At 37.1% G+C, this 23,311-nt stretch carries 28 protein-coding genes; all 28 read left to right on the top strand.

Annotation, left to right across the window (positions count from 1 at the left end; all coding sequences use genetic code 11):
• Nucleotides 1-138 precede the first annotated feature (138 nt).
• The 28 genes from ACQ334_RS13285 to ACQ334_RS13150 all read left to right on the top strand — a co-directional run bounded on the left by ACQ334_RS13285 (nucleotide 139) and on the right by ACQ334_RS13150 (nucleotide 23,255).
• The gene (locus ACQ334_RS13285; protein ID WP_430988715.1) at nucleotides 139-1,017 is read left to right on the top strand and encodes a DUF4249 domain-containing protein; all 879 of its coding nucleotides are present in this window, start codon (nucleotides 139-141) and stop codon (nucleotides 1,015-1,017) included.
• A gap of 252 nt (nucleotides 1,018-1,269) precedes the next feature.
• Nucleotides 1,270-2,868 (top strand): LamG-like jellyroll fold domain-containing protein, encoded by a 1,599-nt coding sequence (locus ACQ334_RS13280; protein WP_430988714.1) that lies wholly within the window; start codon nucleotides 1,270-1,272, stop codon nucleotides 2,866-2,868.
• 326 nt (nucleotides 2,869-3,194) lie between these two features.
• Complete coding sequence (locus ACQ334_RS13275) at nucleotides 3,195-4,796, top strand: LamG-like jellyroll fold domain-containing protein (protein ID WP_430988713.1); 1,602 nt, start codon at nucleotides 3,195-3,197, stop codon at nucleotides 4,794-4,796.
• Between the two features lie 131 nt (nucleotides 4,797-4,927).
• Entirely contained in the window at nucleotides 4,928-5,866 is a 939-nt protein-coding gene (gene trxB / locus ACQ334_RS13270) for a thioredoxin-disulfide reductase (RefSeq protein WP_430988712.1), read from the top strand.
• Nucleotides 5,867-5,994: 128 nt separating this feature from the next.
• Nucleotides 5,995-6,351 (top strand): dihydroneopterin aldolase, encoded by a 357-nt coding sequence (locus ACQ334_RS13265; RefSeq protein WP_430988711.1) that lies wholly within the window; start codon nucleotides 5,995-5,997, stop codon nucleotides 6,349-6,351.
• A complete protein-coding gene (locus ACQ334_RS13260; protein WP_430988710.1) occupies nucleotides 6,348-7,100 on the top strand; it encodes a hypothetical protein in 753 nt (250 codons plus the stop codon). Before ACQ334_RS13265 ends, ACQ334_RS13260 begins: the two co-directional genes overlap by 4 nt.
• An 85-nt stretch (nucleotides 7,101-7,185) precedes the next feature.
• Nucleotides 7,186-9,144 carry a M1 family metallopeptidase gene (locus tag ACQ334_RS13255; RefSeq protein WP_430988709.1) on the top strand — a complete coding sequence of 653 codons (1,959 nt, stop codon included), beginning with the start codon at nucleotides 7,186-7,188 and terminating at the stop codon, nucleotides 9,142-9,144.
• Between the two features lie 23 nt (nucleotides 9,145-9,167).
• Nucleotides 9,168-9,725 (top strand): TlpA family protein disulfide reductase, encoded by a 558-nt coding sequence (locus ACQ334_RS13250; protein ID WP_430988708.1) that lies wholly within the window; start codon nucleotides 9,168-9,170, stop codon nucleotides 9,723-9,725.
• Nucleotides 9,726-10,018: 293 nt separating this feature from the next.
• Complete coding sequence (locus ACQ334_RS13245) at nucleotides 10,019-10,579, top strand: helix-turn-helix domain-containing protein (RefSeq protein WP_430988707.1); 561 nt, start codon at nucleotides 10,019-10,021, stop codon at nucleotides 10,577-10,579.
• Nucleotides 10,580-10,622: 43 nt separating this feature from the next.
• Nucleotides 10,623-10,964 (top strand): cupin domain-containing protein, encoded by a 342-nt coding sequence (locus ACQ334_RS13240; RefSeq protein WP_430988706.1) that lies wholly within the window; start codon nucleotides 10,623-10,625, stop codon nucleotides 10,962-10,964.
• A gap of 19 nt (nucleotides 10,965-10,983) precedes the next feature.
• Nucleotides 10,984-11,544: a helix-turn-helix domain-containing protein gene (locus tag ACQ334_RS13235; RefSeq protein ID WP_430988705.1), complete on the top strand. Its 561-nt coding sequence runs from the start codon at nucleotides 10,984-10,986 to the stop codon at nucleotides 11,542-11,544.
• 93 nt (nucleotides 11,545-11,637) lie between these two features.
• Nucleotides 11,638-11,982: a cupin domain-containing protein gene (locus tag ACQ334_RS13230; RefSeq protein WP_430988704.1), complete on the top strand. Its 345-nt coding sequence runs from the start codon at nucleotides 11,638-11,640 to the stop codon at nucleotides 11,980-11,982.
• Between the two features lie 131 nt (nucleotides 11,983-12,113).
• On the top strand, nucleotides 12,114-12,638 hold the full coding sequence (locus tag ACQ334_RS13225) for a helix-turn-helix domain-containing protein (protein ID WP_430988703.1): 525 nt from the start codon (nucleotides 12,114-12,116) through the stop codon (nucleotides 12,636-12,638).
• A 94-nt stretch (nucleotides 12,639-12,732) separates the two neighbouring features.
• The gene (locus ACQ334_RS13220) at nucleotides 12,733-13,299 is read left to right on the top strand and encodes a helix-turn-helix domain-containing protein (protein WP_430988702.1); all 567 of its coding nucleotides are present in this window, start codon (nucleotides 12,733-12,735) and stop codon (nucleotides 13,297-13,299) included.
• A 26-nt stretch (nucleotides 13,300-13,325) separates the two neighbouring features.
• Nucleotides 13,326-16,064 carry an ATP-binding protein gene (locus ACQ334_RS13215; RefSeq protein ID WP_430988701.1) on the top strand — a complete coding sequence of 913 codons (2,739 nt, stop codon included), beginning with the start codon at nucleotides 13,326-13,328 and terminating at the stop codon, nucleotides 16,062-16,064.
• Nucleotides 16,061-16,492, top strand: a complete 432-nt coding sequence (locus tag ACQ334_RS13210) for a response regulator (RefSeq protein WP_430988700.1) — start codon at nucleotides 16,061-16,063, stop codon at nucleotides 16,490-16,492. The genes ACQ334_RS13215 and ACQ334_RS13210 overlap by 4 nt, the downstream gene beginning before the upstream one ends.
• Before the next feature lie 122 nt (nucleotides 16,493-16,614).
• Entirely contained in the window at nucleotides 16,615-16,800 is a 186-nt protein-coding gene (locus tag ACQ334_RS13205; RefSeq protein WP_430988699.1) for a Thivi_2564 family membrane protein, read from the top strand.
• A gap of 40 nt (nucleotides 16,801-16,840) precedes the next feature.
• The gene (locus ACQ334_RS13200; protein WP_430988698.1) at nucleotides 16,841-17,059 is read left to right on the top strand and encodes a hypothetical protein; all 219 of its coding nucleotides are present in this window, start codon (nucleotides 16,841-16,843) and stop codon (nucleotides 17,057-17,059) included.
• A 59-nt stretch (nucleotides 17,060-17,118) separates the two neighbouring features.
• Complete coding sequence (locus ACQ334_RS13195) at nucleotides 17,119-17,292, top strand: hypothetical protein (RefSeq protein ID WP_430988697.1); 174 nt, start codon at nucleotides 17,119-17,121, stop codon at nucleotides 17,290-17,292.
• Nucleotides 17,293-17,340: 48 nt separating this feature from the next.
• On the top strand, nucleotides 17,341-17,724 hold the full coding sequence (locus ACQ334_RS13190) for a hypothetical protein (RefSeq protein WP_430988696.1): 384 nt from the start codon (nucleotides 17,341-17,343) through the stop codon (nucleotides 17,722-17,724).
• Between the two features lie 21 nt (nucleotides 17,725-17,745).
• Nucleotides 17,746-18,102 carry a hypothetical protein gene (locus ACQ334_RS13185; protein ID WP_430988695.1) on the top strand — a complete coding sequence of 119 codons (357 nt, stop codon included), beginning with the start codon at nucleotides 17,746-17,748 and terminating at the stop codon, nucleotides 18,100-18,102.
• A 30-nt stretch (nucleotides 18,103-18,132) separates the two neighbouring features.
• A complete protein-coding gene (locus ACQ334_RS13180) occupies nucleotides 18,133-18,603 on the top strand; it encodes a universal stress protein (protein WP_430988694.1) in 471 nt (156 codons plus the stop codon).
• A 24-nt stretch (nucleotides 18,604-18,627) separates the two neighbouring features.
• The gene (locus tag ACQ334_RS13175; RefSeq protein ID WP_430988693.1) at nucleotides 18,628-19,029 is read left to right on the top strand and encodes a low affinity iron permease family protein; all 402 of its coding nucleotides are present in this window, start codon (nucleotides 18,628-18,630) and stop codon (nucleotides 19,027-19,029) included.
• Between the two features lie 315 nt (nucleotides 19,030-19,344).
• The gene (locus tag ACQ334_RS13170; RefSeq protein WP_430988692.1) at nucleotides 19,345-20,154 is read left to right on the top strand and encodes an MlaE family ABC transporter permease; all 810 of its coding nucleotides are present in this window, start codon (nucleotides 19,345-19,347) and stop codon (nucleotides 20,152-20,154) included.
• A gap of 16 nt (nucleotides 20,155-20,170) precedes the next feature.
• Entirely contained in the window at nucleotides 20,171-20,959 is a 789-nt protein-coding gene (locus tag ACQ334_RS13165; protein ID WP_430988691.1) for an ABC transporter ATP-binding protein, read from the top strand.
• On the top strand, nucleotides 20,956-21,978 hold the full coding sequence (locus ACQ334_RS13160; RefSeq protein WP_430988690.1) for an MlaD family protein: 1,023 nt from the start codon (nucleotides 20,956-20,958) through the stop codon (nucleotides 21,976-21,978). Before ACQ334_RS13165 ends, ACQ334_RS13160 begins: the two co-directional genes overlap by 4 nt.
• A 167-nt stretch (nucleotides 21,979-22,145) precedes the next feature.
• Nucleotides 22,146-22,619, top strand: coding sequence for a Dps family protein (locus ACQ334_RS13155; protein WP_430988689.1), 474 nt, complete (start codon nucleotides 22,146-22,148; stop codon nucleotides 22,617-22,619).
• 42 nt (nucleotides 22,620-22,661) lie between these two features.
• Nucleotides 22,662-23,255, top strand: coding sequence for a YceI family protein (locus ACQ334_RS13150; RefSeq protein WP_430988688.1), 594 nt, complete (start codon nucleotides 22,662-22,664; stop codon nucleotides 23,253-23,255).
• Nucleotides 23,256-23,311 lie beyond the last annotated feature (56 nt).

Here is a 23,311-nt window from a genome sequence, read left to right as displayed (position 1 = left end):
TTCAATTAAAAGCCAGGTGCATTTTATTGAACATTGAATATTTTTTATTTGGCACATTCATATTCTTTCTTTTGTTTGAAAAAGATTTATTAAACAAAATATTAAAGTCTGTGCGGCAGCCATTAATTTTGCTACGCAATGAAAACAATCCTTATTTTATTTTCTACCATACTGTTTCTTTCTTCCTGTGAAAAGAATATTGATTTTAATTTAAAGAATGCCGATGACCTGTTGGTTGTAGATGCTCAGATTGAGAACGGCCAGCCTCCAACCGTAGTACTCACCAAAAGCTTTGATTATTTCAGTAGTATCAGTGCCCAGCTGCTTGCTAATTCTTTTGTGCACAATGCAGATGTTACCATTTCTAACGGAACATTAACTCATAAATTAAGAGAGTATCCCCTGCCATTAGGTGGTGGTTATACAGCCTACTATTACACTTTGGATTCAGCCAATCTTACCACAGCTTTTGTAGGGGAGTTTAATAAACAATATACTTTAAACATCAAAGCCGAAGGAAAAGAATACACTGCTAAAACCAATATCCCCGTTCTTGCAAAATACCCCGATTCTTTATGGTTTAAAAGGGCGCCTCTAAATCCGGATACCAACAAAAGGGTATTAATGAGCAAAACAACAGACCCGCCGGGGTTGGGCAATTATATCCGCTATTTTACTAAAAAGAACAAAGGCAGTTTTTTACCCGGAGAAAATTCTGTTTTTGATGATGCTGTAATTGACGGTTCTACTTACGAGATACAGGTTGATCCGGGAATAGACAGGAACAACCGTATTTCTGCAGATAGTAATTTTTTTAGAAAAGGGGATACAGTTACGGTAAAACTATGCAATATCGATAAAGCAACTTACACATTCTGGAGCACCTGGGAATTTGCGCAACAAAGTATTGGCAATCCATTCTCTCAACCTAATAAAGTGCTGGGTAATATCAACAACGGGGCACTCGGCGTTTTTAGCGGTTATGCGGCCTGGTATCGCACGGTAATTGCACAATAAATTAATTTTAATAGATTAATAATCAATTAATTATAATTAGAGCCGCAAAAAAACCTCTTCAAAATTTAATTCTTTACATAATATATATATATTTGTGGTACTCCCGATAAAACTTTATAGCAATTACGCTTACTAAATCTGTACCATCTAATAATAATTTCCCTTACTATAAGACTGGTATCATTTGGTAATTAATTTATATTTTTAAAAAATAAAACAGTTTTTACATTAAACCTTATAAACCATTCTTACATGAAACAAAAGTCTACAAGCTTGCTTGCAAACCTTAAAATTATTCTTACAATCGCTCTTTTCTTTTCTCTTTCTTCAAAAACCAATGCGCAGGGTAATGCCTTGAATTTTGACGGTATAAATGATCACGTAATTATTGGCCCGTCTGCAGGATTATATGCAGCTGGTGGTGCTTATACAAAAGAAGCCTGGATATTAAAAGGCAACTGGTTTACTGCTGAAAATATTGTTTCTTCTAAAGACCCGTTCTTTATTGAATACGATCAGCATGTAAATGCATCTAACGATTATATCATACCTAACCAGGAGCATTACGATGTTATCAATCCGGAAAAACTGGAAAACAATCACTGGGTACATATGGCTGTAACTTTTGATGGTGTATCTACCATGAAAATGTACCATAATGGCGTTTTAGTAGACGTTAATACTGCTGCCCCCTATACTTCTGCAAGTGGGCAAAATTATATCGGTTGCTTTTTTGATACTGATGCAGGCCATGTAGATTATTTTTTTACAGGAGCTATGGATGAGATCCGTATTTACAATATTGCGCTAACACAGGCCCAGATACAAGCTGACATGGTAAGCCCAACGCCGGCTGTTCCTGCTAGTCTTCTGGCGCATTATAATTTTAATAATGGTGTTGCCGAAGGTAACAATACTGGTTTAAATACATTAACGGACATGAGTGGCAACGGAAATAATGGAGCAATGGTAAATTTTGCAAACACAGGTGCTACCAGTAATTGGGTAGGCAGTTATGCAATGATTGTACCAGTGGGTAATGCCGCTACAACAGTACTTACAAACAGTTTCCAGGCCAATTGGTCTAACCCGGTATTCGGATCAGGATTTGTTGACCAGTTCCGTATGGAGGTTTCTGATGTAAGCGATTTCAGTTCACTGATTGCGGCGCCATTTTATATTCCTTTCGGTACTAATTCTTTTACCGTGTCAGGATTACTTCCTAATCATACTTACTATTACAAAGTGTCTGCAGACAAAGCCGGCTTCTCTAACCAGGGTGCTTTTTCCAATGTAATTACTGTTACCACTTTAGCAGTGTTGCCTGTTAACCTGCTTAGCTTTAACGTAAGTAAAGCTAACGGCAGCAACCAATTGTTATGGTCAACCGCTACAGAAGTAAACAGCAAATATTTTGAGTTGCTGAGAAGTGAAGATGGCAGAACTTTTACCACTATTGCAAAAGTTAACAGCAATGGAAACAGCAGCAGCGTAAAAAATTACCAGTATGCTGATGTTCTTCCTGCAACCCTTGCACCAATTTATTACTACCGTTTAAAAATGGTGGATATCAACGGCTCTTATATTTACAGCGATATAGTTTTAATTAAAAACACTAAAGCAGGTACCATCACAATTTATCCTAATCCGGCACAGGAAAAAGTTATTGTAAATATTACGGATAAAAATCTGCTGCGTACAACTGCTTCCCTGAGTGATATCAGTGGCAAATTATTACAGACTGTAAACATTACTCAAACTGCAACTTCAATCAACATCAGCAGTTACGAAAAAGGGGTGTATGTTTTAAGGCTGGCTAATGGCGAAAGCATAAAATTTGTAAAAGAATAAGTTTCTTTTTTATAAAGCTTAAATTTTTTAAAAGCCCTGGTACAAAAATACCGGGGCTTTTTTTCTACAAAAATTTAAATCAAGAAGCATAGTAAAATTACTATGCAGTATATACTCCATTTGCGCTTTCTGTTAAGTGAACTATGGCATAAATATTGAAGTTCTATAGAGAAATACACTTCATTCACCATCGGGAGGCAGCGTTAAACAAAACTAATGAGCGTTAAATAATTTTAAGCGATGGTTAATAGCAAATATTTAATACGCTTTTTTAAATAAAAAATGTAATTTTATAAAAGAAACCTTACACTTTAAACTTGTTGACTATGAAAAAAAGTCTTACACTATTTTTATCAAGATCCCTATGCCTTTTTTTTACCTGCATCAGTATTGTTACTATCAGTAACGCACAACCTGTAAATGCTTTGAATTTTGATGGCGCCAACGATTATATTAGTGCCGGCCCCGCTTTGGGATTTTACACTGCAGGCTCCAGCTATACTAAGGAAGCATGGGTATTATATTCAGGTGCCAATAATATTGATGTGGAAAATATCCTGTCTTCCAAAGACGGATTTTGGGTAGAAGCAGGCAAAATTCATATAGCTAATAATTTTGATGGAACAAATTATGATATTGTTGATGCCGTTCCTTTTACTACTAACCATTGGGAACATGTGGCAGTAACTTATGACGCAGCAACAAACACAATGAAATTGTACAGAAACGGGGTTTTAGCTGCTACTAATACTGCACCTGCTTCGGCAAGCGGACAAAATCTTATTGGCGGTTTTGACGACACCGGATTAGGTGGAGGAGGATTAGGAGTGGAAACCTATTCCTGGAAAGGCTCTATGGATGAATTAAGGGTTTATAATGTAGCGCTTACACAGGCCAATATCCAGGCCGATATGATCAGCACTGCAATATCTGTACCTGCCAGCTTAAGGGCTTATTATAATTTTGACATTGGTACAGCAGGGGGCACAAATACCGGCTTAACCAGTTTAACCGACAACAGTAGCAATGCTTTTACTGGTACATTAAATAACTTTGCACTTACAGGCGCTACCAGCAACTGGATTGAAAGTTATGGCATGGTAGTACCAACAGCAACAGCGGCTACAAATATTACAGGTGGATTTACCGGTTTTACTGCAAATTGGAATACACCTGTATTAGGAACGGTAAATAACTATTTTGTGGATGTTTCTTCCACTTTAGATTTTTCCGCCCCCGTAGCAGGCTCACCTTTTACTGTTGCATTTGGAACCAATTCTTTGGCCGTTACAGGATTAACTGCATCTACTAATTATTATTACAGGGTTTCAGCAGATAAAACATCACTTGCAGGTCAGGGTGCTTTTTCTAATACTATTACTGCACTTGCAGTTTTACCCGTTAACCTGCTGAGCTTTAGCGTAAGCAAAACAACAGGTGCTAATCTGTTGCAATGGTCAACAGCATCAGAACTGAATAGTAAATATTTTGAACTCCTGAGAAGTGAAGATGGTAGCAGCTTTACTTCCGTTTCAAAAATATACAGCAATGGCAACAGCAGCAGTGTAAAAAATTATCAATATGCTGATAATCTTTCTGCAAACAACCTTCCACCAATATATTATTACCGTTTAAAAATGGTAGATATCAACGGAAGTTTTACTTATAGCGATATTGTATTGGTTAAGAATGGTAAAGGCATTACCATTACAGTATATCCAAATCCGGCACAGGACAAGGTTATTGTAAATATTACGGATAAGAGCCTGTTGCGTACAACAGCTTCATTAAGTGATATCAGCGGCAAACTTTTACAAACTGTAAATATTACTCAAACCGTTACAACTTTAGACATCAGCACTTACCAAAAAGGTGTTTATGTGTTAAGATTGGCTAATGGGGAAAGTGTGAAACTGGTTAAAGAATAAGTTTTTACCTTTTTATATTTAAAGAGAGGTTCCAATGCAAAAGCGTTGGAACCTTTTTTATTGGCCTGTAAAAAGGCCGACATAATAATTACCAATTATCCTGTAAATTTGTGATCCTTATAGAAAAAATTATGGATAACGAAAAAGTACATTGTTTAATAATAGGATCAGGTCCGGCAGGTTATACAGCAGCAATTTATGCATCAAGAGCAGGGTTGAACCCGGTTTTGTACCAGGGTATTCAGCCAGGGGGGCAATTAACTATTACAACTGAAGTAGAAAATTATCCCGGCTATCCCGAAGGCATACAGGGGCCGGATATGATGGTACATTTTGAGAACCAGGCTAAACGTATGGGTGCTGATATCCGTTATGGATTGGCCACTAAAGTTGATTTTTCGTCAAGACCTTTAAAAGTGGAAATTGATGAAGAGAAATGGATTGAGGCCGACTCGGTAATTATATCTACCGGTGCAAGCGCCAAATGGTTGGGTTTACCCAGCGAACAACGGCTGAATGGCTATGGCGTAAGTGCCTGCGCAGTATGCGATGGATTTTTCTTTAAAGGAAAAGAAGTAGCAATTATTGGCGCAGGAGATACTGCCGCCGAAGAAGCTTTATACCTTTCTAAAATTTGCTCGGTAGTACACATGATCGTTCGTAAGGGAGAAATGAGGGCCAGCAAAGTAATGCAGGAAAGAGTTTTAAAAACTGCCAACATAAAGGTGAACTGGCACAGTGAAACCGATGAAATTTTAGGCGATAAAAAAGTAGAAGCGGTACGCATTAAGAATAATCAAACCGGGGCAACAACAGAAATTCCGGTGAGTGCATTTTTTGTGGCAATAGGACACCAGCCTAACAGCGATATTTTTAAAGGCTGGATCGATATGGATGATGCAGGTTATATCAAAACCATTCCGGGTACTTCTAAAACCAATATTGAAGGTGTATTTGCAAGTGGTGATGTACAGGATAAAATTTACCGCCAGGCAGTAACTGCAGCAGGCAGTGGTTGTATGGCAGCACTGGATGCGGAAAGATATCTTAGTGAAAAAGGGCTTCATTAATTAATGCATAATTGGATAATGGATAATGGATAATGTTTTTAAACAGTTACTCCATTCAATTATTCAAAGCTGTTTCAAATTGAAAAAATTATTCATTATTTCATTATTCATTATTTCGTTATCCATTAATGTTTACTATTCATCTTCATCATTTACGGTTCTTCTCTTTTCATGGTGTACATGAAGAAGAAGGTATTTTAGGTAACGACTATGAAGTGAATGCCGATATAACTTTTAATACCACCGAAAATATTACAGCCCTTCATCAAACCATCAACTACGTAAAAATTTATGCTGTTATTAAGCAGCAGATGCATATACCAACTGCTCTTTTAGAAACAGTGGCACAGGATTTGGCAGAAAAGATTTATGCTTCTGACAACCGTATTACATCAATCAATATCAATATAAAAAAAGAACATCCTCCAATTCCCAATTTTACAGGTTCAGTTGGAGTGAGTTATAAAAAAGATTTTTTAGCATGAAATTGCTTTATGTATTTCTTATTTCAATCCTTACTTTTTTAAGCGCTGCATCGCAGGATGTTGATGCTGTTATTAAAGAAGCCGACAGGCTGGAAGCCGTACCGGATGAAAAAGCGGCATTGGCAAAATTTAAAGAAGCGCTGAAAATCCGTCCCACGCATTTACATGCATTAAGCAAAAGCAGCGAACTATGCAGCCGCATTGGCCAACGCCAAACCAATACCAAACTAAGAGATGATTATTATACCGCTGCAAGAATATATGCACAAACAGCACTAACGCTTGATTCTACTAATTCGGAAGCCAATACCTCAATGGCAATCATGTTAGGCAGAAGCACATTAACCAAATCGGGGAAAGAAAAAGTGGCTTCGGCAAAAGACCTTAAGAAATATGTGGAAGCGGCCATTAAAAGCAATCCTTCTAATTTTTTGGCCTGGCATGTTTTAGGGCGCTGGCATTACGAGATCAGTAATTTGAATATGGTGGAAAGAGCGGCAGTAAAAGTTTTTTACGGGGGCTTTCCTCCTTCATCATTAAAAGAAAGCATTGCCGCTTTTGAAAAATCAAAAGCACTTACTTCAGGTTTTATCTTAAATTATTTGGAATTGGCAAAAGCCTACCACCGCAACAACCAGGATGATAAAGCAATTGCATTACTTAAAGAAATGATGCTGATCCCTAACCATACCGAAGACGATCCTACTATTAAAGAAACGGGTAAAAAATACCTGGAAGACTGGCAATAGATCATTGCCGGTGATTTTTTAATTTATATATACGGTTACAACAATAAGCTTGTTTTATCTATCTTCATTGTATAAAATAAAGCTCATGCAAAAATTATTGCTCTCTCTTGTTTTTCTGGTTATTTGTAGTACGGCAACACTCGCCCAATCTGAACCAGCTGTTGATACCAAATATGATCCACATGCATTGTTCTCTCCAACGTTTTATCCTGTAGGTGGTACTATCAGCAGGGCCGCTACCGGCGAGCCTAATATTGGATACTGGCAAAACAAAGCCGACTACCAGATAACCGCTTCACTTAATGATGTAACACACGAAATAAGTGGCAGCGTAATCATTACGTATAAAAATAACAGTCCGCATGTATTGCCTTTTTTATGGTTGCAATTAGAGCAGAATTTATTTAATAAAGACAGTCGTGGACAGGCACGTATGCCCATCGACAGCCGCAGCCGTTATGGCGATAGCAAAAGTGCTTTTAGCGGCGGCGATAAAATCACCGGCGTTAAATACGAAGATGGCACCCCGGTAAATTATATTATTACCGATACCAGGATGCAGGTTCGTTTACGCACTCCCGTTAAACCCGGCGGAGATGTGATAAAACTAAAAATTGATTTCTCTTTTACGTTACCGGAATATGGTGCCGACCGCTGTGGCATCTTAAAAACTAAGAACGGGGATATTTTCACGGTAGCACAATGGTATCCTAAAATGTGTGTGTTTGATGATGTTCGTGGATGGAATACCGATCCTTACCTGGGGCCAAGTGAATTTTATTTAGAGTATGGAGATTTTGATGTAGCCATTACTGCACCTGCAAGCCACATTGTTGTTTGCAGTGGCGAATTACAAAATGCAGCTGAAGTATTAACTGCAACACAAGTTGCAAGATTAGAAGAGGCAAAGAAAAGTGATAAAACGGTAATGATCAGAACAGAAAAAGAAGTTACTGATCCTGCATCAAGACCAGCGGGAACCACACTCACCTGGAAATACAAGATCACTAATGCAAGAGATGCCGCATGGGCTTCATCAAAAAGCTTTATATGGGATGCGGCTAAAATAAATTTACCCAGTGGTAAAAGCTGCCTGGCCATGAGTGTGTACCCGGCAGAAAGCAATGGTAAAAAAGCATGGGGCAGGGCAACAGAATATACCAAAGGAAGTATTGAAAATTACAGCAAACGCTGGTACGAATTTCCTTACCCTGTGGCAACCAATGTGGCCAGTAATGTAGGGGGAATGGAATATCCCGGTATTGTTTTTTGTGGTAACAAAGCCACTGATGCAGGATTATTTGGAGTAACTGATCATGAATTCGGGCATACCTGGTTTCCGATGATAGTGGGCAGTAACGAACGCCGGTATGGCTGGATGGATGAAGGTTTCAACACCTTTATTAATTCTTTGGCCAACCAGGATTTTAATAAAGGAGAATACAAAGGCGATCCTACCAATATGGAAGGCACAGCAGGATATATGTTTAACGAACGCACTGAACCGGTTTTTTTAACACCCGATGCAATGAAAGAAGGTAACATTGGTATTGCATTGTATTTTAAACCGGGTTATGGCCTGGAATTATTGCGCAATGAAATCCTCGGGCCGGATCGTTTTGATTATGCTTTCAGAACGTATATTAACCGGTGGGCTTTTAAACACCCCACACCATGGGATTTTTTCAGAACAATGGAGAATGCGGCAGGAGAGGACCTTGCCTGGTTCTGGAAAGCATGGTTCCTGGAAAATTACAGGTTAGATCAATCTATTGTTTCTGTTAAATACGAAAAAGACATTGCTGCAAACGGTGCCATTGTTACCATTGCTAATCTTGATGAAATGGCAATGCCTGTAAATATCAGTTACGAAACAAAGAGTGGTACAAAAGGTACATTGAAATTACCGGTAGAGATATGGAACAACACGGCGATATGGAAAGTAAAACTGCCTACAACAGAAGAATTAAAAACAGTAGAAATTGATGCGGCAAAAGTTTTCCCGGATATGAATTTTGCCAACAATGTTTGGAAGGCAAACTAACTATCCAGCTAAAAAGATAGTACATGAAATCGTTGCTTATTGCTGTACTTATTGGTTTAAGTAGTAGTTTGTCTGCACAACAAACTACCCTTAAACAGGATTCGTCGTTTTCAATGGCATTAAAGCAACGTGCCCTCCGCTCAATAGGAAAACCGTTTCCTTCATTTACCGCTACCTGGCAAAACGAAAATTTTACCAATAAAAATTTAGACGGAAAAATTGTATTTATCAATTTCTGGTTTGCCAGTTGCGCTCCTTGTATAGCAGAGATGGATGCTTTGAATGAACTGTATGATTCATTAAAGCACAATAACCGTTTTGAATTCATCTCCTTTACTTATGAGAAGCAGGCCAAAATAGATGAAGTGGCAAAGGAGCACCGGATGCAGTATAAAATCGTCTCCATCAGCTTTGAGGATTGTTACCGCCTGAATCAGAATAATGGATTTCCTGCAAGTATCATACTTGATGACAAAGGAATTATTACTTATTTAAAACTAACAGCTTCAACCAATAAGGAGGAGGCGAGGAAAGCAGTATTTGAAGAGTTTTTTCCTAAGCTTAAAGCGATGCTGCAATAAAAATTCAGAACCTCTCCCGTGTTACCCTGCACAAAATCGATATGTTATTGCTGATAACAATCAATAGGCTGCATAATTTAAGAGTGATATGCAGTATAACAAATTTTTATAGTGCATAACTACGCATTAAAACAGCATATTATTGTTTTAATCATAACAGATATTAGTTTGCACAGGTAAAGTTGCGTAGTTTTACCTGGCCAGTTTGTGTATTGATGCCTGTAGCAAACTATACAAAATACTGGTTATTGAATTACTGTATCAGATCTTTACATACCACAACCCGAATTAAATTGAAGCTTTACATTAAATACATGGTAAGCATCCGCTGTAAAATGCTGGTGAAGGAGGAATTGAAAAAACTCGGGCTACATTACACCACAATCAACCTGGGTGAAGTAGAGATAATGGAAAATATTACACCCGAACAAAGACTGCAAATTCAAACCTCGTTATTACAATCCGGCTTGCAATTACTCGACGATAAAAAAGCAATTCTTATTGAAAAAGTAAAAGGAGTGATCATAGAAATGATCCATTATTCGGATGATCTGCCCAAAACAAATTTCTCCGATTTCCTTAGTGAAAAACTCAATTACGATTATACCTACCTGGCCAATCTCTTTTCCGAAACAGAAGCCACTACTATTGAACATTTTATCATTCTGCATAAAATAGAAAGGGTAAAAGAACTGATCATTTACGATGAACTGAACCTGACTGAAATTGCACGAAAGATGCATTACAGTAGCGTAGCACATTTATCGCACCAGTTTAAAAAAATAACAGGCTTAACGCCTTCTTATTTTAAATCGCTGAAGCATAAAAAAAGAAGTGCATTGGAAAATTTGTAGGCGTGAATGAAATGATCTCGTAATAAAACTATAAATCAAATACATGGATACTAACGAAATTGAAAAAGCAAAAGCCCACATTATTGTAGAGATCATTGAATACATTCCTAATGCAGTATTAAGCAAAACCATCATTAAGAGAACCACGGGAAATATTACTGCTTCTGCATTTGATGCAGGCGAGGAACTACCGGAAAAAACTTCGCCCTTTGATAATTATATACAGATCATTGATGGGGCTGCTGAACTGATCATGGATAAAAAAGTATACCAGCTTAACTTAGGAGAAGGTATCATTATCCCGGCACATTGCAGCCATTGCTTTAACGCCAACCAGCAATTTAAAATGATATCCACTATTATTAAAAGCGGTTACGAAGATTAGCAGCACAACACAAATAAAATTGAAACTCTTTATCAAATACATGGTAAGCATCCGTTGCAAAATGGTAGTAAAGGCTGAGCTGGATAAAATGGGATTGCATTTCGGCTCGGTGGATTTAGGTGAAGTGGAGGTAAAGGAATTGATGAGCGCTGAACAATATGATGAATTAAAAACAGCATTAGCTAAATCAGGACTGGAGCTGATGTACGATAAAAATGCATTGCTGATTGAAAAGGTTAAGAGCCTGGTGGTGGAAATGGTACATTATACAGATGAATTACCCGATATAAAAAATTCGGTATACATCAGTGAAAAACTTCAACACGAATACAGTTCTTTGGCTGCCCTTTTTTCAGAAGCTACGGGCACCACTATTGAACATTTTATTATCCTCCATAAAATTGAACGGGTAAAGGAAATGCTATTATACAGCCGCCACAACCTTACCGAAATAGCCTACCAACTCAACTACAGCAGCGTGGCCCACTTATCTAACCAGTTTAAAAAAATAACCGGCCTTACACCTTCTTTCTTTAAAAAACTAAGAGATAAACGACAGAATGCCATTGCAAATGTGTGAATGATGCAAGTTATTTCCACTATTCTGTAATCGGATCTTTTAAATTACAACCATCTTTGCGGTACAACCGGTTTGTTGTAAATAAAAAATAGTATGACAATAAATGGTGAATTGGAAAAAGGGAAAGCGCATATTATTGTTGAGATAATTGAATATGTACCCAAAAGCGTGTTGATAAAAACCATTATCAAAAAATCAACAGGAAACGTAACGGTTTCTTCTTTTGACGAAGGAGAGGAGTTAGCTGAAAAAACTTCCCCGTTCGATAATTATATCCAGATCATTGACGGCACTGCCGAAGTAGTGATCAATGAAAAGAAATTCAACCTTAAATTAGGCGAAGGAATAGTGATTCCTGCCCACTCCAGGTATTGCTTCAATGCCAAAGAGCAATTTAAAATGTTATCCACTGTTATTAAAAGCGGCTACGAAGATTAGTAATACCATTTTATTTCACTAAAAGTTGTGTGATTATTTTATATAAGCTGCAAAGCTTGCAGGTAAAGTATAGCATACACAAAATCAATCTGAATAATATCCTGAAAAATTTGAAACTCTACATTAAATATATGGTCAGTATCCGCTGCAAAATGGTGGTTAAAGCCGAGCTGGATAAGCTGGGTTTACACTATGGTGCTATAGACCTGGGAGAAGTGGAGATTGATGGGGATATTAGCCCGGCGCAATACGATGAGTTAAAAAAAGTTTTATTACTGTCAGGACTGGAGCTGATGTACGATAAAAATGCCATGCTGGTAGAAAAGTTAAAAGCGGTGATCATTGAAATGATACATTATGCCGACGAACTGCCGGATATGAAGAAATCGGAATACATCAGTAAAAAACTCAACTATAATTATACTAAACTCTCCACTATTTTTTCTGAAGCCACCGGCATTACGATTGAACAATATATCATCAATCATAAAGTGGAAAAAGTAAAGGAATTACTATTATATGATGAGCTGAGCCTTATCGAGATAAGCAATATGCTTCAATACAGCAGTGTATCACACCTATCCAGCCAGTTTAAAAAAATTACCGGTTTATCACCCACTTATTTCAGACAACTTAAAAAGCGCAAAAACAAGTAATGTGTGAATTGTGTAACTGTTACAGGTAATTGTGTAACTATGGCAATGCAATGAAGTTCATCTTTGTACATCATGCTTAATAAAAAACACCCGTTTGAAACTCCACATTAAATACATGATGAGCAACCGCTGCAAAGCGGTAGTAAAGGAAGCGTTGAAAGAACTCGGCCTGCATTTTATTATTGTAGACCTGGGTGAGGTGGATATAATGGAAACACTTACTCCGATTCAACTGGATGAATTAAGAAATATGCTATTGAAATCCGGGCTTGAATTAATGGACGACAGGAAAGCTGTTTTAATTGATAAAATAAAACAGGCGGTTATCGAAATGGTATATCAATCGGATGAATTGATAAAAATAAATTTTTCTGTTTACCTCACGGATAAATTGCAACAGGATTATAATTCACTGGCCAGTCTTTTTTCGGAAGTGCAGGGTACCACTATTGAACAATTTGTGATCGGGCATAAGGTGGAACGGATAAAAGAGCTGTTGATATACGGAGAACTGAACATTACTGAAATTGCGTGGAAGATGAATTACAGCAGTGTGGCGCATTTATCTAACCAGTTTAAAAAAGTTACCGGCCTTTCACCTTCACATTTTAAGCAATTAAGAAATAAACGGGAAGCTCCGGTTGAAGAAATTTTGAATTAGCATACATTAAATTTATAGCGAGGTATATGGCTGAAAAAACAGGTCCACAGGATGAAGCATTATTGCTTATTCGTAAAGAACTCTTCTTAGAAAAAGAAGAAAAAAATAAACTGGCTGCAGAGCTGGTTATTGTGCGTAATGAATTGGCATTTCAAAAAGTAGAAAAGGGAAAGCGGGCTGCGGAATTAGGCATTGCCAACAAAGAACTGGAATTTCAGGATGGCGAAAAAGAAAAAAGGGCTACTGAATTAGATATTGCAAATATTGAATTAGCCTTCCAGGATAAGGAAAAGGAAAAGCGTGCAGCAGAGTTAGGTATTGCTAACATAGAACTCATATTTCAAAGCCAGGAAAAAGAAAAAAGAAAAATTGCTAACGCAAAAATCATAGAAAGCGAGATCAGTTTACGTAGCCTTATTGAAAACCTGCCCGTTGCCGTATACACCTGTGATGAAAACGGTTTTATAGAAGTATACAATAAAGTTGCCGAAAAATTATGGGGCCGCAAGCCCGACACCGGTAAAGATCAATGGTGCGGTACCTGGAAAGGCTTTTCTACTGAGGGAGAATCTATTCCTTTAGACTGCTGCCCGATGGCAATAACCATAAAGGAAAAACGTAGTATACCTGCCGTTGAAATTATCATAGAACGCCCTGATGGCACCCGTTCCAACGTGATCAGTAATCCCCAGGCCATATTTGATAATAATGGTAATTTAACCGGGGCTATTAATACCTTACTGGACATAACCCAGGAAAGAAAATTGCACGATGCTTCAAAATTATTATCTAAATATTCACGTAGTTTAATTGAAGCCAGCCGTGATCCTTTATTCACCATCAGCCCCGAAGGAAAAATTACAGACGCTAATGAAGCATCAGTAAATATAACCGGTATTGCACGGGAACAGTTAACAGGAACCGATTTCATTAATTATTTTACAGAGCCTGAAAAAGCAAAGGAAGGTTACCTGCAGGTTTTTGAAAAAGGATTTGTAAGCGATTATCCGCTAACTGTAACTGATCATAAACTGACAGATGTATTATTTAACGGATCGGTATACAAAGATGAAGAGGGGCATGTAATTGGTGCTGTAGTGGTGGCAAGAGATATTACCGAACAAAAAGTAATTGAGAATGAATTAATAGAAGCAAAGATATTTGCAGAGCTGGCTACCATTATTGCAGAAGATGCAAAAAGCAAGGCAGAAAGTTCTACAAAAATTGCGGTAGATGCAGTAAAAGCAAAGCAACAGTTCTTATCTAACATGAGCCACGAAATAAGAACACCAATGAATGCTATCATCGGGTTTACCAAAGTGGTGTTGAAAACTGATCTTACAGCCAAACAAAAAGAATATTTAACAGCGATTAAAATGAGCGGCGATGCATTGATCGTTCTCATTAATGATATACTTGACCTGGCAAAAGTGGATGCCGGTAAAATGGTATTTGAAGCCACTCCTTTTAAAATGGCTTTATCTATTTCGGCCATGCTGCATTTATTTGAAACCAAGATCCAGGAAAAGAATTTAGAATTGGTGAAAGAGTATGACCATACTATTCCTGAAGTATTGGTAGGCGACCCTGTACGATTACACCAGATCATTTTAAACCTGGTGAGTAATGCGGTTAAATTTACTTCCAAAGGAAAAATTGTGGTTAACATAAAAATGTTAAGTGAAGATGAGCATAAAGTAACTATTGAATTTTCTGTTGCTGATACCGGTATTGGCATTTCTGACAATAAAATAGAAAAGATATTTGAAAATTTTCAGCAGGCATCCAGCGGAACATCAAGATTGTATGGCGGAACTGGTTTAGGACTTGCTATTGTAAAGCAATTGGTGGAAGCACAAGGCGGTACTATTACTGTACAAAGTACACCGGATGAAGGTTCTGTTTTTAGTTTTGTATTAAATTTTCAAAAAACAACTGAGATAGCCGAGCCGGAAATTTTACTGGCTCAGCTGAATGAAGAAATAAAAAATATTAAGGTGCTGGTAGTGGAAGATATTGCATTGAACCAGCTGCTGATGAAAACCCTGTTAGATGATTTTGGATTTGAAAGAGATATTGCTGCCAATGGAAAAATTGCTATTGAAAAATTGCAAAGCAAAGACTACGATGTTATATTAATGGACTTGCAAATGCCGGAGATGAACGGTTTTGAAGCCACAGAATATATACGCAATACCATGCATTCTAAAATTCCCATTATTGCATTAACAGCAGATGTAACTACTGTTGACCTTGCAAAATGTAAAGCAGTAGGCATGAATGATTATATTGCCAAACCCGTTGATGAAAGGCTATTGTACAGTAAAATAGTTGGATTAGTGAAGAAACCTCCTTTTGTAAAAGTAGCGGCAGAAGAAATTGAAAATCCTTCCATAAAAAAGATAAAATGTATCGACCTGGATTATTTGTTGCATCGCACAAAATCCAATCCTTCATTAATGATGGAAATGATCTCTCTATACCTGGAACAAACGCCGCCATTAATATCTGCCATGAAGCAGGGGATGCAGGATAAGGATTGGAATACATTATACGCTGCTGTGCATAAAATGATTCCCTCATTTTCTATAATGGGGATCAGTGCCGATTTTGAAGTGATGGCAAAAAAGGTACAGGAATTTGCCAGTACGCAAAAACAAACTGAAGGAATAACTGAAATGATCTTACAGCTTGAAAATATTTGTATACAGTCTTGCAGAGAGCTGGAAGAAGAGCTGAATACTATTAAAAAAACAAACTCATGAAAAATGAAAAAATAAACATTTTCCTGGTAGATGATGATGCCGTGTTTTTAAAATTACTGGAAATTGAATTTTTGGCACACGCAGATTTTAAAGTAGAAACTTTTGCAACAGGCGAGCTATGCCTCGGCCAGCTTTCTACCAACCCTGATGTGATTATTTTAGATTATCACCTGGACGGGGTAATTAAAGATGTAATGAATGGCATTGAAACATTGGATAAGATCAAAGCCATCAATCCTGATATTCCCGTTATCATGCTATCTTCCCAGGATAAAATTGATGTGGCCATCAACTGTATGCACCACAGGGCAGTGGATTATGTAGTAAAAAGCGAAACTGCTTTCATGCGCCTGCAAAAAATTATCACCACTATTTTCAGTTATAAAAAAATGGAGAAAGAACTGAACTGGTATATGGAAAGAATGTAGTTTTATACTACAGAATTCTTCAATACAAAAGTGGGAATGTTGCAACTTTATCGGGCAATTGTGTAACAGATATTCTGCTTAAGCAGCTCATCTTTACTATTCACAATAAATACATTTTTTTTATGCCCATTCTTAACATTATAATTATTTTAATTGTTGTTGGTGTATTACTCTGGTTAGTGAATACTTATATACCCATGGATCGTAAGATCAAAAACATCCTGAACGTGGTAGTAGTAATTGTAGTGGTGGTATGGCTGTTAAAAGTATTCGGGCTTTTAAGTTCTTTGCAAAATATGCATACCTGATCAATTATTTAAAATATCACTCACTAAAAATACTTTATTGATGAAAACTGAAGCTGAGTTGAATGATGCTATAGTAAAACTTACTGTGACGATACAGGAAAAATTTCCTGAATTAAATAAGTACATCACCGAAATGCCGGTTACTATTCCCGATACTGATAACCCTGAAATAAACATAAAAAAACTTCAGGAATATCATGATTCTTTAACCTCCCTGGTACATAAATACAGCCTGAGCCACGGCAATACTAATTTGTAAGTTTAAAATTAACTAATGTTTAAAATAACAGGATTTGCACTCATCGTAATTGGAATAATTTGATAGCCTTTACCGGTTTTAATTTTACTACTACAGAAAAAGTAGTGGATGCCGGGCCAATACATATCACCAAAGAAAAAGACCATGCTGTTCAATGGCCCCCAATTGCAGGCGGGGCATTAATTGCAGCAGGAATTATAGTACTTGTAGTGAGTAAAAACAAAAAATCTTAATCAAATACTTACCATACAACTCATCAGCATATTTAACCAACAAAGATTATGACAACAACAAAGAAATTAGGTATATGGATGGATCATTCCAATGCACATTTAATGGAATTTGAAAATGCGGCAGAAGGTTCAAAGACAATAGCACCATCGTTAAAATATGATGTAACGGAAAATAGCATGGAACATGGTGAAAAAACAATGCACCATAAAGAACAACAACAGCAGGCATCCTGGTATAAGCAATTAGGAGAAGTAATAAAAAATTACGAGGACGTAGTTTTATTTGGCCCAACTGATGCCAAAACAGAATTGTTCAATGTTTTAAAAAAAGACCATCATTTTGATAAAATAAAAATTGAGATCAAACAAGCCGATAAAATGTCGGAGAACCAGCAGCATGCATTTGTAAGAGAATATTTTTCTACCAATTAATTGTAATTTAAAAATACAACAATGGAAAAGAAAACTGATAATATAAAAGTACCGGGAAGTACAGCTAAAACAGATGAGCAGCTTGCTTTTGAAGGCATTCCCGTTTATCCTGCAAGCGAAGATATTTACAATAGATCGAAGGAAGAGCAGGATATTGACCCTGAAGATATCTCAGCCGTGAAAGCACCTAATGCAACGGATGCAGATGCAGGAAATGAAAAAGACTTTAAGGAAGATCCTTTTGGTGATGACCTGGATATACCCGGTGCCGAATTAGATGACGAGGAAGAAGCAATTGGCAATGAAGATGAAGAAAATAACCATTACAGCCTGGGAGGCGATAACCATAATGATCTAGATGAAGACAAGGGAGAATGAATATGATGTGAAACTTCAAAAACTGAAAAGATGAAAACTGTATTAATTGCGTTAGACTACGATCCAACAGCAGAAAAAGTAGCAGAAGCCGGAGCCGCATTAGCAAAAGCACTGGACGCTAAAATTATTTTGCTGCATGTAATTGCAGAACCGGCTTATTATTCTTCTACAGCATATGCCCCTGTTATGGGTTTTGGCGGTTATGTAGATCTGAATTTTATGGAACCGGATATTATTGATAATTTAAAAAAAGCATCAGAGGATTTCCTGAACAGGTCAAAAGAACATTTGGATGACAGTGCTATTGAAACATTAGTTAAAGAGGGCGACATCCCGGATTGTATAATAGCTGCTGCCAAAGAACAAAGCGCTGATGTGATCGTTATTGGATCGCACAGCCGTAAATGGTTAGAGTCTATTGTAATGGGTAGTGTTACGGAAAAAGTATTGCATCACACTACCACTCCGCTTTTTATAATTCCAACAAAAAAGGAAGCCTGATCTTATTTCTATAGTTAAGCTATCATGGCAAAAAATATATACCATCATCTCGAGTCAAGGTTTGATAAACTTACTTCAGTAGCTACTACTATACTGGGTAATTCAATAACTTTTATCCTCGCCCTGGGCGCAGTAATATTCTGGCTTACAGAAAAAGAATTTCATAAGCAAGATCTTCATGCCTGTATCGGCGATATTATTCTCAGCGTTACCTTTTTAAGTTTATTTATTATTCAAAAATCTTTCAACCGCTTTTCCGGTTCACTGCACTTAAAAGTAAATGAACTGGTAGCATCGCATGAGCCTGCCAGTAATGCAGTAATTGGAGCAGAGCGAAAAACGGAAGATGAAATAATTGAATTAACAAAGGAACATGAAGAATTGATTGAAGCATTGAAAAAAGAAAGAGGCGGGGAGAAACAATGATAAAATACTACACTATTTGCTCAGGCAAATAGGTGAATAATGCAATTCATTTCCTCTATTCCGTAATACTTAAGCGGCCGCTATAACTCATCTTTATAAGCTTTAAAGAATTAAATAAACCTTACTAAAAATAAAATGAAGGCAACAACCGCCTTTTTTTAATAAAAGTGGGAATGATGTAAGTTATTTCAAAAATCATGTAACGCTTAATTGCTTAAAGAAAGTGAATTTAGTTGAGTACTTTATTTAATAAATCCATCAATAAAATAACCTGGTTAAAAGTATGGGCCTGTTCTATCTAAATAAAAATTACAAATGAAGCCCCGGTCAGATAATACAGAAGCCATTACCTCAAAAAAATCCTTCATTTCAAAAAATGTTGATTCCTTTTTTTCAGGCATTTATAATGTGTACATCTTTATCAAACGATTTTTCAGGCAGGTATTTTCACCTCCGTTTGAATTTAAGGAGATCATCAATCAATGCTATGATGTTGGCTACAGGTCACTGCCATTGGTTTCTTTAACCGGTTTTATTACCGGGCTTGTTTTTACAAAACAGTCCCGTCCTTCATTGGCAGAATTTGGCGCTACTTCATGGCTGCCATCATTAATTTCTATCGCTGTCATCAGGGCACTGGCGCCATTGGTTACAGCTTTAATTGCCGCTGGTAAAGTTGGTTCTAATATGGGGGCAGAGTTGGGTTCCATGAAAGTAACCGAACAGATAGATGCTATGGAGGTATCGGGCACCAATCCCTTTAAATTTTTAGTAGTAACCCGTGTACTGGCCATCACGCTGATGTTGCCCATACTGGTAATATACACAGGGCTGATAGGAATGTTAGGTGCTTACTTAAACATTCATCAAAACGAACTCACCAGCTTCACTGCTTTTTTTACCAGCGCATTTAAAACAATTTCTTTTCTGGATATTATTTCTTCTGTTTTTAAAGCCGCCTGTTATGGTTTTACAATTGGCATTGCCGGTTGTTACCAGGGATACTATGCAAAAAATGGTACGCAGGGCGTGGGCAGATCTGCAAATACAGCAGTGGTACTTTCTATGTTTATGATTTTTGTAGAAGAAATGGTCATCGTTCAATTTGTAAATGCAATAAGATAATTACTATAACCGATAAATGGATAATACTTCAATACCAGGTAACAACAAAGAAACAGTGATCTCCATCAGAGGATTAAAAAAATCTTTTGATAACCTTACTGTACTTAATGGCATTGATATTGATATTTTAAAAGGAGAGAATATAGCTGTGCTGGGCCGCTCAGGATCCGGCAAATCGGTTTTAATAAAAATAATTTCGGGCTTGTTGAAACAGGATAGCGGAACAGTTAAAGTATTAGGACAGGAAGTAGACCAGCTAAATGAAAAGGAATTACAGCAACTGAGAACAAAAATTGGTTTCTCTTTTCAAAACAGTGCATTGTATGATAGTATGAGTGTAAAAGGTAACCTTGCCTTTCCGCTGGTGAGAAACAAACGTAACCTGAGCAGTAAAGAAGTTGATGACGCTATTGAATCGGTTCTTAATGATGTGGGTTTATTGCAAACTATTAACCAGATGCCATCTGAGCTTTCCGGCGGACAAAGAAAACGTATCGGCATTGCACGTACTTTAATTTTGAAACCGGAAATTATGTTGTATGACGAACCTACTGCAGGGCTTGACCCGATAACCTGTATCGAGATCAATAATCTTATTGTTAAAGTACAACAGGAATATAATACCAGCTCAATAATAATTACTCATGATCTTACCTGTGCTAAAACAACAGCCAACAAACTCACTATGATACTGGATGGAAAATTTTTGACACCCGCAAGTTTTGAAGAAATTTTTACTTCGGACAATGCTGATCTAAAGTCATTTTACGACTACAATTTTATAAACGACAAATTACAATCATGAAAAATAAAAGACCGGTAATAGTGGGCATATTTATATTGCTGGGCCTGGCAATATTAGTAGTCACTATATTCACTTTAGGAGGGCAGAAAAAAACATTTGTAAAAACATTTACTATTCATGCCATATTTAATGATGTAGGCGGCCTTATAAAAGGAAGTAATATCTGGTTCTCGGGTGTTAAGGTAGGCACAGTAAAAAGTATCAGCTTTGTCAACAATTCGCAGGTAGAAGTAACCATGAGTATTGAAAAGGAATTGCAATCACATATCCGTAAAAATGCTATGGCAAAAATTGGTTCTGATGGTTTGATAGGCAATAAAATTGTAATTATCTATGGAGGAGATACCACTGTGCCGCAAGTGGAGAAAGATGATTTTTTAACCATGGAAAAAGGCCCCGGCACTGATGATATGATGGCAACATTACAGGCCAATAATAAAAACCTGCTGGCAATAACGAGTGATTTTAAAAGTATCAGTAAAAAAATAGACAGTGGCGCAGGCCTGCTGTCTACATTGGTAAATGATCCGGCTTTGTCACAAAAACTCGATAGTACTATGGAGGACCTTAAAGCCACCGTTGCAAATTTTAAAACAGTTTCTGCAAACAGTAAAAATGTTTTATCCAACCTGCAGAATTTAACGGGCAAATTAAATACGCCGGGCAATTCGGTGAACGACCTGGCTGCAGATACTGTGCTGTATAAGAATATCCGAACCACTTTGCAGCAGTTGCAAAATGCAGCAGCTACAGTATCGCAGTTTACCGTTAATTTAAAAACTACCAGCGAAAAATTAAATCAAAAAGATAATGCCGTGGGTATGTTGCTGAACGACCCTGCTGCGGGCAATTCAGTAAAACTCACTTTACAGAATATGCAAACCGCCAGTAAAAAACTGGATGAAGACCTGGAAGCACTGCAGCATAATTTTTTATTAAAAGGTTTTTTCAGAAAAAAAGCAAAAGCAGAAGCAAAGGCAGAAAAAATGATACCGGCAAAAGATACTACGGCCAATTAACTATCACTATATTTCAACGACAACTTACACATTTTAATGTGTGAATAATACAACTTATTCCACGAATTCTATAATGCCTGTAACCCATAAATAGCACACCTTTATATAAGGAAAGATACTCACACATTTCCTGGTTAATTATACTAACAATAAATAAAATAAACAGAATGAAAATCAACATCGGAATTTCTGAAAAGAATTTAAAAACTATTGCCACCTTACTATCAACAGTTTTGGCAAATGAGGCCACTTTATATACCAAAACGAGAAAAGCACACTGGAATGTAACGGGCGAAAGTTTTATGGAGCTGCATAAATTATATGAAGCACAATACAAGCAACTGGAAGAAGCCATTGATGAAGTTGCCGAACGTATTGGAAAATTAGGCCAGAAAACAATAGGCACCATGAGTGAATTCCTGGAACTGGCATCAATAAAAGAATACCCGGGAAAATATACTTCCACAAAAGATACGATCAAAGAATTGTTATCAGATCATGAAGCCGTGATCATTCAATTGCGTAAAGATATTGACGATTGTGCTGAAAAAATTAAAGATGCCGGTACTGCAGATTTTTTAACCGGGTTAATGGAGCAACACGAAACCATTGCATGGATATTGAGAAGGTATTTAAACTAATTCATGATCTGAAATAATTTCTAAAAAAATAAATTTATTACAATGATAAACGAAACAAAATGGTCGGTGGATACCGGGCATAGCGAAATCGCTTTTAAAGTAAGGCATTTAATGATAGCCCATGTAAAAGGAAGTTTCAAAATATTTGATGCTAATATCTATACTACAGAAAAAGATTTTACCACAGCACAAATAGATCTTTGGATAGACACCGCCTCATTAACTACCGGTGATGAAAAACGGGACGAACATTTAAAAAGTGCCGATTTCTTTGATGTAGAGCATCATAAACAGATAACATTTACAGCAAGTACTATGCAACAGCCTGATGAAAAAGGTCAGCAGGAATTGTGGGGAGAATTAACCATGAAAGGCATTACCAAAAATGTGAAACTGACTGTGGAATTTGGAGGCATTGTAAAAGATCCCTGGGGCAATGAAAAAGCAGGCTTTACAGTTACCGGAAAAATCAAGAGAAGCGACTGGGAACTTACCTGGAACACTACTATGGAAGCAGGAGGTTTAGTGGTAGGAGACGAGATCACCATTACATGCGAACTGGAATTGATCAATGCAGGAAAGAAAGACCTGCTGATGGAGGTAACAAGTGTTGTAAACGAAAACGTAGTTTTTTAAATACTACAGGTGAATGATATAAAGACAATCAGTAATGGTGTAATATCATCTCACGC

Origin of the sequence: Ferruginibacter sp. SUN106 (assembly GCF_050611765.1) — a bacterium.
Lineage (GTDB): Bacteria > Bacteroidota > Bacteroidia > Chitinophagales > Chitinophagaceae > Ferruginibacter.
This window is presented reverse-complemented; position numbering and strand designations above follow the sequence as displayed.